Annotated in this window: 11 protein-coding genes; 4 read left to right on the top strand and 7 right to left on the bottom strand. The window is 40.9% G+C overall.

The genetic code is table 11. The features are described from left to right. Nucleotides 1-100: 100 nt before the first annotated feature. Complete coding sequence (locus ACKLNX_RS02455) at nt 101-643, top strand: glutathione peroxidase (protein ID WP_411694708.1); 543 nt, start codon at nt 101-103, stop codon at nt 641-643. A gap of 205 nt (nt 644-848) precedes the next feature. On the opposite strand, the gene ACKLNX_RS02450 is transcribed toward ACKLNX_RS02455, so the two are convergent. Next, nucleotides 849-2,093 carry a cystathionine gamma-synthase family protein gene (locus ACKLNX_RS02450; protein ID WP_411694709.1) on the bottom strand — a complete coding sequence of 415 codons (1,245 nt, stop codon included), beginning with the start codon at nt 2,091-2,093 and terminating at the stop codon, nt 849-851. 160 nt (nt 2,094-2,253) lie between these two features. Between ACKLNX_RS02450 and ACKLNX_RS02445 the strand changes: the two genes are divergently transcribed. After that, a complete protein-coding gene (locus tag ACKLNX_RS02445) occupies nt 2,254-3,051 on the top strand; it encodes an NRDE family protein (protein ID WP_412971101.1) in 798 nt (265 codons plus the stop codon). An 89-nt stretch (nt 3,052-3,140) separates the two neighbouring features. Continuing rightward, entirely contained in the window at nt 3,141-4,331 is a 1,191-nt protein-coding gene (locus ACKLNX_RS02440) for an aromatic amino acid transaminase (RefSeq protein WP_412971100.1), read from the top strand. A 256-nt stretch (nt 4,332-4,587) separates the two neighbouring features. Here ACKLNX_RS02440 and ACKLNX_RS02435 read toward each other — a convergent pair whose 3' ends face one another. Genes ACKLNX_RS02435 through ACKLNX_RS02415 form a run of 5 tightly spaced genes read right to left on the bottom strand, consistent with a single transcriptional unit; the run spans nt 4,588 to nt 9,419 of the window. Further along, nucleotides 4,588-5,031: a YaiI/YqxD family protein gene (locus tag ACKLNX_RS02435; protein ID WP_411694712.1), complete on the bottom strand. Its 444-nt coding sequence runs from the start codon at nt 5,029-5,031 to the stop codon at nt 4,588-4,590. Continuing rightward, nucleotides 5,031-5,792, bottom strand: a complete 762-nt coding sequence (locus tag ACKLNX_RS02430) for an SDR family oxidoreductase (RefSeq protein ID WP_411694713.1) — start codon at nt 5,790-5,792, stop codon at nt 5,031-5,033. The genes ACKLNX_RS02435 and ACKLNX_RS02430 overlap by 1 nt, the downstream gene beginning before the upstream one ends. A gap of 41 nt (nt 5,793-5,833) precedes the next feature. After that, the gene (locus ACKLNX_RS02425) at nt 5,834-6,601 is read right to left on the bottom strand and encodes an SDR family NAD(P)-dependent oxidoreductase (protein ID WP_412971099.1); all 768 of its coding nucleotides are present in this window, start codon (nt 6,599-6,601) and stop codon (nt 5,834-5,836) included. Continuing rightward, complete coding sequence (locus ACKLNX_RS02420; protein WP_412971098.1) at nt 6,601-7,605, bottom strand: NADP-dependent oxidoreductase; 1,005 nt, start codon at nt 7,603-7,605, stop codon at nt 6,601-6,603. The genes ACKLNX_RS02425 and ACKLNX_RS02420 overlap by 1 nt, the downstream gene beginning before the upstream one ends. Nucleotides 7,606-7,616: 11 nt before the next feature. Next, nucleotides 7,617-9,419 carry an acyl-CoA dehydrogenase gene (locus ACKLNX_RS02415; RefSeq protein ID WP_412971097.1) on the bottom strand — a complete coding sequence of 601 codons (1,803 nt, stop codon included), beginning with the start codon at nt 9,417-9,419 and terminating at the stop codon, nt 7,617-7,619. Between the two features lie 370 nt (nt 9,420-9,789). Here ACKLNX_RS02415 and ACKLNX_RS02410 point away from each other — a divergent pair, with 370 nt between their 5' ends. Then, on the top strand, nt 9,790-12,051 hold the full coding sequence (locus tag ACKLNX_RS02410) for a TonB-dependent receptor (protein ID WP_412971096.1): 2,262 nt from the start codon (nt 9,790-9,792) through the stop codon (nt 12,049-12,051). A gap of 129 nt (nt 12,052-12,180) precedes the next feature. Here ACKLNX_RS02410 and ACKLNX_RS02405 read toward each other — a convergent pair. Then, nucleotides 12,181-12,288, bottom strand: a 108-nt coding sequence (locus ACKLNX_RS02405) for an IS3 family transposase (protein ID WP_412970873.1), incomplete at its 5' end; no start/stop codon positions are given.

Below are 12,288 nucleotides of genomic sequence, written 5' to 3'. Positions count from 1 at the left end.
AATAGTTCTTCGACTGAACCCGTTTTTAGCAAGTACACAAATATCCTGATAATAAAATAAATATAACAAAATCTTAATAGATAAAAGAGGACGACAGTTTATGAAAAAAGTGATATCCATAGTGTTATTATTGGCCCTCAGCCAGTTCGCCAATGCTAGTGAGTGCCCTGATTTGCTGAAGTTTGCAAAGAGAAAACTTAACTCTCAAGAAGTAGTAAATATGTGTGAAGCATATAAAGGTAAAACTGTACTTTTTGTTAATACGGCCAGTAAGTGTGGTTTCACCCCTCAATTTGAAGGATTAGAAGCGCTTTATGAAAAGCATAAAGAGGAAGGCCTAGTTATTCTTGGTTTTCCGTCAAATGACTTTAACCAAGAGTTTGGAGACGAGAAAAAAACTGCTGAATTGTGTGAATTAACTTACGGTGTGAAGTTCCCGATGTTTGAATCTATTTCAGTGCGCGGTGATGATGCAGATCCACTATACGCAATGCTAGCAAAGAAAGCCGGCTCTGAACCGAAATGGAATTTTTATAAATATCTGATGGACAAGAATGGAGACGTCGTTGATTCATATAGCGCATTCACGAAACCAGACAACGAAGATTTTGTTGCAGATATAAAAGCCGCCTTAGCTTTATAAACTATAAAAAATAATCTAAAAAATAAGACAAAAAAAGCCCCGCCTTAGACAGGAGGGGCTAAACACACTCAACTAGGAACACACTACTAAATAAAGAACCGACAACTAAAAAACGATGGTTCTTTAATCAACAGTATAATTTAGTCCCTCAATTTTGATATTAGTTCATTAAACTTTAGTATAATTTATTAAGTAATTTATTGCTTCAAAGCAAGGCAGCAAAAGCTGAGTCAAAATCACTTAAAATATCTTCTATATCTTCAATACCGACAGAGATTCTAATAAGAGAATCTGCAATACCCATCTTACGTCTTTCTTCCGGTCCATTTTCGTAGAACACTGTTGAAGCTATTGGTAAAGCCAAAGTGCGTGTATCTCCCAAATGCGTAGCTGAAATGACCAACGATAAGCTATTTAAGAACTCATGAGGATTGATGCTGTCATTAAGCTCGACAGATAAGATTCCGCCATAACCACGTTTGAACAGGCTCTTTGCTCTTTCGTGCTGGGGGTGTTTATCTAATCCAGGATAATGAACCGCCCTAACCCCTCTATGTGTGACTAGATATTTAGCTAATGCTTGAGCATTTGCGCAGGTTTTTCGCAAACGCATTGTAAGTGTTTCTAAGCCCATGGAAACTAAGTGTGCAGATTGAGGCGCTAAGGTTGCTCCCATATCACGCAAACCACGCTTTTTAATCTGAGTAAGGCCCCAATGCTGTTGATTTTCTACCTGATAAATTTCGTCAATATTATCGTACTTGCTCCAATCGAATAGACCCGTATCGACTAATACGCCGCCAAGGACATTACCATGACCTCCAATGTATTTAGTTAAGGATGTCAGTAATAAAGATGCTTTGATTGCTTTTGAGTCTAAAAGGACGCTTGGTGTCATCGTGTTGTCTAAAGCAAAAATGATATTGTTAGCTTCACACCACTCGCCAATGCCCTTCAAATCAGCTACTTGGGTAACTGGATTAGCAATCGTTTCACAAAACACCATCTTCGTATTTTCATTATGAGCTTGTTGAACTTGACTTAGTTCAGTGACATCGACATAGCTAACACTAATTCCAAAACCTTCAATTGTGGCTAGAAAGCTGCGTGTATTTCCGAAAAGATATTGACTCACAATGATATGGTCACCAGCTTTCAGTAAGGATAAGAAAGTTGCACTGATAGCTGCCATTCCTGTCGCAAATACAATTGCACCAACCCCACCTTCCAATTCATTTAGTATATTTTGTAAAGATACCGCTGAAGAGCTGCTAGAACGAGAATACACGTGCCCCAATTTTTTCCCTTGAAATACATCTACAAGATCTTGTACATCTTCGAATTCAAATAACACCGAATTATTGCTTGATTCATGTACAGCACCAAACTGTGGCTTATTAATTTTCCTATCTGCGTGGACTAATTTGGTATCAAAAGCTAATTTCTTCACTGAAAACATTTCTCGTATTGACTTGTTAGCAAGATAATACCATAGTTATCTGCTTGTTCTACGCCACCTAGTTAGAACAATATGGGTTAAATTATTCCCTTGTTCACTATTCGTAATAGCGTCGGGTGACGCATGATAAGTAAAGGTTGCTACTCAACATATGTGTATTTTGTTTATCGCTGTTAACCAGCATCCTAAGTTTCCCCTCATAATTGCGGCTAACCGCGACGAATTTCACGTTCGTCCGACAACAAACGCAACATTTTGGGAGCATCACAAAGAAATACTGGCAGGCAAGGACAATCAAGCTGGCGGCACATGGATGGGCATTCATAAAGATGGCAGTGTCGCAGCAATAACCAATATTCGAGCGCCAGGTACAGAAGTTGAGGATGCCGTAACGCGCGGAGAACTGGTCATTAATTATTTGCTAGCGTCAAATAAGAAAAAGAAAAAATATCCACAAAAATTGACTGATTCAAAAGCACTCTATAACGGTTACAATTTGTTGTTTGGTTCTCTTGAACAATTGTACGTGTACAATAATTTTGAAGATACCTGTATACCCTTAGAAGATGGCGTCTATGGTCTTTCTAATGCTTCACTCAATAGTCCTTGGCCCAAAATATCAACTGGCAGAGACGCGCTAGCTAAATACTGCCAACATGCTGATGTGTTGGACACGGAACATCTATTCGAACTTCTGAAAAATAATAAGCCCGCAGCCGACGATGCATTACCCAAGACGGGCGTGCCAATTGAAATAGAACGCCAATTATCATCTATATTCATTAAAAGTCCTGATTATGGCACTCGATCTTCAACGGTATTATTGGTCGATCATCACCAACATGTTATTTGGGAAGAGCGAGCATTCAATGCCGACGGCGAACAAACCGCAGTGCAACACTTTGAGTTTGATATTAAAAAAGACAAAATAAAAAATCATGTACTATGAATTTTATTTAGCTCGAAAATTAAGATAAAACTGGCATAATACAAGGCCTAAAATCATAACGTCATTTATTTCACATTTAAGGAAAACTCGTGTTTGAACATTTGCCTGCTTTAGCCCCAGATCCAATTCTCGGTTTATCCACTGCCTTCAAAAAAGATACCAATCCTGCAAAGATCGATTTAGGTGTTGGCGTATATAAGGATGAGCAAGGTAATACACCGATTTTAAACGCTGTCGTTGAAGCACAAAAACACTTAATGGAAACGGAAACCTCAAAGGTTTATATAACCCCGCAAGGTGTTCAAGGATATATAGATGGCATGCTTGAACTTATTTTAGGTAAAGCAAATCCGGTATTGTTAGCAAATCGCGTTGCTGCGGTTCAGGCTCCAGGTGGTTGCGGCGCTTTAAGAATTCTGGCCGAATTGCTAAAACGATGTAACGCAGATACCAAAGTGTGGGTAAGTGACCCAACGTGGGCGAACCATATTCCACTAATCGGCAGCGCTGGTTTGGAATTAGCAACCTACCCTTATTTCGATAAGGAAACCGCGAGCATTAAATTCGACGAAATGATGACTTGCTTGTCTCAAGTCAAAAAAGGCGATGTCGTTTTACTACATGGCTGCTGTCACAACCCTACTGGTGCGGATTTAACGAAAGAACAGTGGCAAGCAGTGGCTAAATTGGCCAATGAAGTTGGCTTCTTGCCTTTCATCGATGTTGCTTATCAAGGTTTTGGCGATGGCTTAGACGAAGATGCGTATGGTATTCGCTTAATGGCAGAATCAGTACCCGAAATGATCATCGCAGCCTCGTGCAGCAAAAACTTCGGTTTGTACCGTGAGCGCGTTGGTTTAGCCGCTTTGATTACGCAGAATTCAGCTAACAGAGATATTGTACAATCTCAAATTCAATACGTAGCACGTGGAATTTACTCTATGCCTCCCTCTTATGGTGGTGCCTTGGTGGATATCATCTTGGCGAACGAGAACTTAAACACGATGTGGCAGAATGAAGTAACAGAGATGCGTGAGCGCATGATCCAGTTGCGTAAACTATTGGTCGACAATTTAAAATTACAAGGTGCTTCAAAAGACTTTGGATTCATTAATCAACAAAAAGGTATGTTCTCATATTTGTGTATCGCACCTGAGCAGGTCATGAAATTACGCGATGAAAGCAGCGTTTACTTTGTAGATTCAAGCCGAGTCAATATTGCTGGCATTAACACGAAGAACGTTGAAGTATTAGCAGCAGCGATAGCAGGTGTTCTTTAAGAGGCTAGTATTCTTTAAAACATTATAGAATGCTCGTGTTGTATCATATCAAAAGTCGGTCCTTGCAATGCATTGGCCGACTTTTTTGTCTTTGGTTGAAGAACCTTATAGGAAGACTCTACAAAAAAGCTTTTACATATTTCACGAAGTAAAAACTAAAGAAATCTATATATGTAGAGCGCCACGAGAGTTACGCATAACTAAAATACTGTTTTTATTAACTTAATTGAACGCATTTAAGTAATTTTCAAATTTATCATCTTGCCGAAAGAATCCGATCAATTTGATTAGCGAAATTCATCTTATCTTTCGCCGAAAATGCTTTCGGTCCACCCGTGCGCTCACCACTTGCGCGAATTTGATCCATAAAATCGCGCATAGTCAGCGTGGCTTTGATTGTTGCTTTGTCGTAAGCCTCACCTCTAAAATTTACCGCTAAACCATCCTTGGCAATTATCTCTGCGGCCAATGGAATGTCGCCTGTTATGACTAAATCGTTAGGCTGACAACGTTTTACAATTTCATCGTCGGCAACATCGAAGCCCGCACTTACCTGTAAAGAAGTAATATGCGCATTTGGAGGTACTGAAATATATTGATTAGCAACAAAGGTAAGTGGCACTAAAGTTCGCTGAGAGGCCTTTATCAAGACCTCCTTTATAACAAGTGGACATGCATCGGCGTCAACCCAAATTTGCATTAGGCTAACATCCCGCCATCCACGTTAATGCATGCGCCAGTCGTATAGCTTGAAGCATCTGATACTAGATACAACACTGTGCCAGCCATTTCATCAGGATCGGCTACACGACCTAAAGGTATGACTTTCAGCGCGTGCTTTAAAATTGAATCGTTTGTTGTTAGTGCTGAAGCAAATTTTGTATCTGTTAAGCCCGGTAGCAGTGCATTCACACGTATATTTAATTTGCCACACTCTTTAGCAAAGGATTTAGTCATACTGATAACTGCCGCTTTAGTAATTGAATATATTCCTTGCATGTCGCCAGGCGTCACACCATTGACTGAAGCAGTATTGAGAATGACACCGCCCCCCTGCTCACGCATCATCTTGCCTGCTTCAATAGACATGAAAAAATAACCTCGAATGTTCACATCAACCGTTTTCTGGTAAGCACTTAAGTCAGTATCAAGTATATGTCCAAAATATGGGTTTGCTGCAGCGTTGTTTACCAAGATATCAATCTTGCCAAATTCTGTCTTAACATGTGCAAACAAACTTGAGATTTGGTCCATTTCACCAACATGACAAGCAAAGGCAGAGGCTTTACCGCCACTCTCGCGAATACTGGCCGCCACCGCTTCACAGCCATCAATCTTTCGGCTTGAGACAATAACGTGGGCACCTTTTGCTGCCAAAAGCCTCGCAATTGATTCACCAATACCTCGACTTGCACCAGTGATCACGGCGACCTTTCCACTTAAATCGAATAAATCTTTCATTTTATGTCCTTTTCTATGTGTCTTTTTATTCAATGGCTGACTTACGCTAGCATCCCACCATCTAGTACCATTGTTTGCCCAGTCATAAAGCTGCTTTCGTCACTGCATAACCATGCCATTGCACCCGCTATTTCCTCAGGCTTGCCTAGACGCTTCATCGGGTTGGCGTTAACTATGGCTTTTTGACCACGTTCATCTAGCTTCGCTAAAGTATTTTGAACCATAGGTGTGTCGACAAAACTCGGGCAAACAGCGTTAAAACGAATATTTGCACGGGCATATTCTACCGCAGCCGATTTAGTTAGACCAATAACGCCGTGCTTAGACGCCGAATAAGCAGATATCATGGGCGATGAACGTAAACCTGCCACTGAAGCAACGTTAATAACATGTCCGCCACCGTTTGGCGCTAAGCATGCGATTGCTGCTCGCATACAGTGCCAAACACCTTTTAAGTTTACCGCAATGTTCCTATCGAAGTCGTCGTCACTTAGTTCGTGCATTGGCGCAGGTTTATGATCGATGCCTGCATTATTAATCACCACATCCAAACCACCTAAGGTTTGCATTGCATGCGCAAATAAAGCTCGAACCGAGTCAGCATCGGCAACGTCAACTTTTGAAAATTGAATATCGCTACCTTTACTAGCAGCTTCTTCTTGTATTTTTACACCATTCTCTTCTGATAAATCAGCGATTAGAACGTTCGCGCCCCTACTTGCCAAAAGCAATGCCACTTCAGCACCTATGCCAGATGCGCCGCCGGTAACCAATATACGTTTGTTTTCTACATTTGCAGCTGGGTTCATTATTCATCACCTACTTTGAGTACAAGCTTACCGAAGTTTTCACCTTTGAAAAGCATCATTAATGTGTCTGGGAATGTTTCGATGCCTTCAACAACGTGGTCTTTTACTTTCATTTCGCCAGATTGAATCCAGCCCGCGATGTCCTTCATTGCAGTGGGGTATTCAGCCACATTATCAAATACAACGATTCCTTCCATTTTCGCGCGGTTAACTAGTAGTGACAGGTAATTAGATGGCCCTTTAACTGGTGTCGTATTGTTGTATTGACTAATAGCACCGCAAATAACAATCCGAGCCTTCATGTTTATTTGAGTTAAAACATCATCCAGTATCTCGCCGCCCACATTATCAAAGAAGACATCAACACCTTTAGGGCATGCCTCTTTTAGTGCTTTTTTTATGTTCTGTGATTTATAGTCGATGGCGGCATCGAAGCCTAATTCATCAACTAGGAATTTGCACTTTTCAGCGCCGCCGGCGATCCCTACAACACGACAGCCTTTGATGCGTGCTATTTGACCTACAAGGCCACCCACTGCGCCTGCAGCACCACTGACAACAACAGTTTCACCTGCTTTTGGTTCACCTGTTTTCAGCAATCCAAAGTAGCCAGTCATCCCGGGCATTCCCAGAACACCTAAGTAGTAAGATAGAGGCGCTAACTTAGGGTCTACCGTGTGCAACATTTTGCCATCGGTGACTCCGTACTCTTGAACACCCTCGTAACCGCATACATAATCACCTTCGGCAAACCTCTCATTCTTACTTGAAATGACCTTACCCACAGTACCTGCGCGCATTACTGCACCTATTTGAACGGGTTCGATATAAGATTTAGCGTCGTTTAACCACCCACGCATTGCTGGATCGAGTGAAATGTATAGGACCTTAACAAGTAGTTCACCTTCTTTAATGTCCGGAACCGTATTTTCGACCAATTCCCAAGTATCTGCTGTTGGCTCACCGAATGGGCGTTTAGCTAGTAACCATTGTTTATTCTTCATATTCATTATCCTTAGAACCAATTTGGGTTCATGTCGCTACAAACCTTGTTATCTTGTTGTAGTATTTTTAAATCACGTTCTATCGTAGGCAGTTCCCAACTAATAAAGTACTGAGCCGCTTGAACCTTACCTTTATAAAAATTGGCTTCTTGTTCATTTAGATTTGTGTCGTTCAACTTTTGTTCAGCGACGCTAGCTTGGCGGATCCAAATCCAGCTAACGACGATTTGAGCAAACACGTTCATCAGTGCTTGAGCATTCGCTAATAAAGCATCATGTTTGCCGTTTTCTAATGCGCTTGAGACATGCAATATAATTTTGTGTAATTCCTCAAGATATTGCCCTAACTCTTTTGCCATGAGGCCTGTTTTCGCTGTGACTATTTGTGATAAGTCACGTTGAATCTCACTTTGAAGCGTTTTCAAACCAAGACCATTTTTTTGCCAAAGCTTTCTAAAAGAGAGATCTAAAGCTTGAATACCGTTAGTTCCTTCATGAATTGGATTCAAACGGTTATCACGCCAAAACTGCTCAGAATAGTATTCTCGTGTATATCCAGAACCGCCCAAAACTTGTATACCTAGATCGTTCGCTTTAGGTCCAAATTCGGAGGGCCATGCTTTGAATACGGGGGTAAGTAAGTCGAGTAATTCTTGCATTCCCTGCTTCTCTGTTTCGTCGCCACACGTATTTATTCTGTCGATTAAATGCGATCCATATAAGCACAAGGCCATACCACCCTCGGTATAGGCTTTTTGCGCCAAAAGCATTCGTTTTACATCACCATGCAAAATGATGGGCGCGGGCTTATCAGGCTCAGAATGATCGCTATGGCGTCCCTGGGTTCGGTCTTTGGCGTAATCTAGAGAATATTGATAACCGCGATAACCAATCATTGCCGCTCCAAAACCAACACCTATACGCGCTTCATTCATCATCATAAACATATAGCGTAAGCCATGATGCTCCTCACCTATCAAGTAACCATGGCAATCACCATTTTCCCCGAAGGTAAGCGCGGTTGACGTAGTTCCTCGATAGCCTAGCTTGTGCAGCAAACCAGCTAATTGAACGTCATTTCGATTACCGAGTTCACCTTTTTCATCCAAACGGAATTTAGGCACAGCAAAAAGTGAAATTCCCTTTACTCCCGAAGGCCCACCCGGAATTTTAGCCAATACTAAGTGAACTATGTTTCTAGATAATTCATGCTCTCCACCAGAAATATATATTTTGCTACCTTTAATTCTGTAGCTTCCATCTCCTTGCTTAACGGCGGATGTTGTAATATCAGCAAGTGAAGAACCAGCATGAGGTTCAGTTAAGGCCATCGTTCCCGTAAATTCACCTGTTAACATTCTCGGCATGAACAGTTCTTTTAATTCTGCAGAGGCAAAATTACAGATAACATTAGCAGCTGCTGACGTTAGGAATGGATATGCTGTTGTACTTGGGTTCGCAGCCATAAAGTAAGCTGAAGCCGCCGTCATAATGACTTCAGGTAATTGCATGCCTCCATCTTCAAAGCTAAAGCGTCCTGCGATAAACCCTGCTTCGCAAAATGCATCATAAGCCAATTGAACTTCTGGGATCATACTCACTTTTTGACCGTCAAAAGTGGGTTCGTTTTTATCCGCGATGTGATTGTGAGGTAAGAACAAATTCGTCGCAATTTTCTCTGCAGTACTGAGAGTCGCCGAAAAAGTGTCCTTGTTATGCTCTTCAAACCTACTGTGAGCGCACAGTTTATCCGCCTGAAGGACATCATAAAGTTGAAAATTCATTTCCAAATCAGGGATCAATTTGTCGGTCATTATCTAAAGCCTCAATTAATAGCGTAATTTTTAAGTTTATATTAATTACATAACATCATGAATAGATATCAGCTTGCCAATTGATTTTATCAATACTCGATTAACAATGACTTGAATATAGCAAGCGATCTTAGTCACCAATGTTGATAAGTATAGTGTGATCTGGCGCTGTTTCTGTTAAACTCACGCGCGTTTTTTACTGTTAGCTATTTAAAGCTAGGGTTCGAAACTTAACAATCTCTTAGCCATACTGGCTAGAAATGTATTACTTAACAGCACTTACTCAAGATAGTTCGAGACAATAGCAACAATAAGCTTATTTCGTTTTAACAATCTTAAGTTTTTAAAAACTCATTTTAGGTGACATCGAATGAAAAGTTACAAACTAGCTACTATCGCGTTATGTGTAGCAACAGCATTGCAAGCTAACACAGCAATAGCGCAAGAAACCGCAGAAAAGGAAGCCGGTTTAGAGAAAATAACAGTGACGGCACAGAAACGAGTGCAATCAATACAAGATGTACCAATCTCTATCGCAACCTTAAGCGGAGAAAAGTTTGAAAGTATCTTTTCAGGTGGTGATGACATTCTAGCATTGGCAGTTAGAGTTCCTGGTTTATATGCTGAATCTTCAAATGGTCGTGTTGCTCCTCGTTTTTATATTCGTGGTCTAGGTAATACTGATTTCGATTTGGCAGCATCTCAACCTGTTTCTATCATTATGGATGATGTCGTAAAAGAAAACGTTATCCTTAAAAGTTTCCCATTATTTGATGTTCAACAAGTAGAAGTGATTCGTGGTCCACAAGGCACATTGTTTGGTCGCAACACGACTGCAGGTATCATTAAATTTGATAGCGTAAAGCCAACTGAAGATTTTGATGCCTACGGTAAAGTTAGCTTAGCTACTTACGGTACGGTAAATATTGAAGGCGCTGTGGGTGGTGGTCTTAGTGACAACCTAGCGGGTCGTTTCTCATTCCTGTCACAACAACGTGATGATTATATCGACAACGCATTTTCTGGTGAAGACGATGCCATTGGTGGATATGACGAACTTGCTTGGCGCGGACAATTATTGTTTACTCCAACTGACGACCTTGATGTACTTTTAAACGTTCACGGTCGCGACTTAGAAGGCACAGCGTCAATCTTTCGCGCAAACATATTTACGAAAGGTTCTAATAAGCTAAATGAAAACTATGATCGCGAAACTGTCTATTATGATGCGAATCTATTAGGCAACGGGTTTGATAATAACCCTCAAGCATACGAAAACTTTGGTTATTCAGTAAAAGTTGATTATGACTTTGGTGATTTGACATTCACTTCAATCACGGCAAATGAAGAAGCGGAAGGTAACAGCTTAGGTGATATCGACGGTGGATCAGGCTCTGGCGCTACAAGTAATCCAGGCTTCATTCCATTTACCGCAGTTACTCAAGATAATATGGATGATTTAGAACAATTCACTCAAGAATTTAGATTAGCCAGTAACTATAAAGATGCGTTTAATTGGCAAGTCGGTGCGTTTTATTACGACTCTTCATTCAATGTAACCAGTATCGATGGTTTCTTTGGTGCGACGACAGTTTTCCATGACAACCAAACATGGGCTGTATTCGGACAAGGAACTTATGACGTATCTGATAAATTGACAATTACTGGTGGCTTACGTTACACAGACGATGAAAAATCATTGCGTGTTGGTGACCAAAACGTTGATGGCTTTGCGTTAGTAATTGGTGCCGCAAGTGTTCAAGATTATGATCCAATCAACGTTGATGATGGTCAAGTTGGTTACGAACTAAGTGCAAACTATAAGTTGGATGAAAATACCTCTTTGTTTGCTCGTTATGCTAACGGTTTTAGAGCTCAAAGTATTCAGGGCCGCGATGTTGCATTTGAAGGCTCTCCTTCAGTTGCCGAAGCAGAAACTATCAACAGTGTTGAGTTTGGTTTCAAATCTGATTTGCTTGAGAACAGCTTACGTTTAAATGCAGCATTGTTCTATTACACTGTGGATGACATGCAGTTCTCAGCCATTGGTGGTGGTGCTAACAATATTGCGTTAATCAACGCAGACCAAGGCACAGCGTACGGTTTTGAAGTTGACGCAACTTATGTTGTGAATGACAATTTGTTGCTAACCGCAGGCTATAGCTTCAATAAAACTAAAATTGAAGATAATAGTTTGTCATTGTTCCCTTGTGGTGCAAGCGTCGACTTCGGTCCTAACTGTACCGTTACCGACCAAATGACTAGCGACAACCGTGCTCTAATTGACGGTAACCCTTTCCCACAAGCTCCTGAAACCATATTGAACCTTACGGCTCGTTATAGTTTTCCAGTTGGTGATGACGGTGAAATGTTTGCTTATACTGATTGGGCTTTCCAAGGTAAAACAAACTTGTACCTCTATGAGTCAGTCGAATTCCAAACGGATAACAACTTTGAAGCAGGCTTGCGTGTAGGATATGAAAACTTTGCTCATAATTACACAGTTGCGTTATTTGTTAGAAACTTGACCGACGAAGATAACGTGAAAGGCGCTATCGACTTTAACAACCTTACTGGTATCGTTAACGAACCGCGTGTTGTTGGTATTGAAGGTAAAATTAGCTTCTTCTAAGGAGAAGCTATAGATTACTATCACGTTCGAAAACCCGTCAACTTGTTGCAAGACGGAACAATGATGGGTCAATAGAATACAAAAAGCCATTTCAGTGAATGAAGTGACCCCATTAAGTTGGACTCATTTCTAAGCGGCGACCAAGGCCTGATTTCGATATTGTGTCGGACTCAGGCCTTTTAGTTTTAGCTTAATGCGTTCGTTGTTGTAATAATCAATGTATTGTTTGATGTTTTC

Source organism: Glaciecola sp. MF2-115, assembly GCF_047250385.1.
Classification (GTDB): domain Bacteria; phylum Pseudomonadota; class Gammaproteobacteria; order Enterobacterales; family Alteromonadaceae; genus Glaciecola.
Note: the sequence above shows the minus strand (reverse complement) of the source record. Positions and strands in the feature narration are given on the sequence as shown.

Excerpts from the sequence above, each read along its gene's own strand:
- ACKLNX_RS02455 (WP_411694708.1), top strand. The coding sequence starts at position 101 with ATGAAAAAAGTGATATCCATAGTGTTATTATTGGCCCTCAGCCAGTTC.
- ACKLNX_RS02420 (WP_412971098.1), bottom strand. The coding sequence starts at position 7,605 with ATGAAGAATAAACAATGGTTACTAGCTAAACGCCCATTCGGTGAGCCA.
- ACKLNX_RS02445 (WP_412971101.1), top strand. The coding sequence starts at position 2,254 with ATGTGTATTTTGTTTATCGCTGTTAACCAGCATCCTAAGTTTCCCCTC.
- ACKLNX_RS02435 (WP_411694712.1), bottom strand. The coding sequence starts at position 5,031 with ATGCAAATTTGGGTTGACGCCGATGCATGTCCACTTGTTATAAAGGAG.
- ACKLNX_RS02410 (WP_412971096.1), top strand. The coding sequence starts at position 9,790 with ATGAAAAGTTACAAACTAGCTACTATCGCGTTATGTGTAGCAACAGCA.
- ACKLNX_RS02415 (WP_412971097.1), bottom strand. The coding sequence starts at position 9,419 with ATGACCGACAAATTGATCCCTGATTTGGAAATGAATTTTCAACTTTAT.
- ACKLNX_RS02430 (WP_411694713.1), bottom strand. The coding sequence starts at position 5,792 with ATGAAAGATTTATTCGATTTAAGTGGAAAGGTCGCCGTGATCACTGGT.
- ACKLNX_RS02425 (WP_412971099.1), bottom strand. The coding sequence starts at position 6,601 with ATGAACCCAGCTGCAAATGTAGAAAACAAACGTATATTGGTTACCGGC.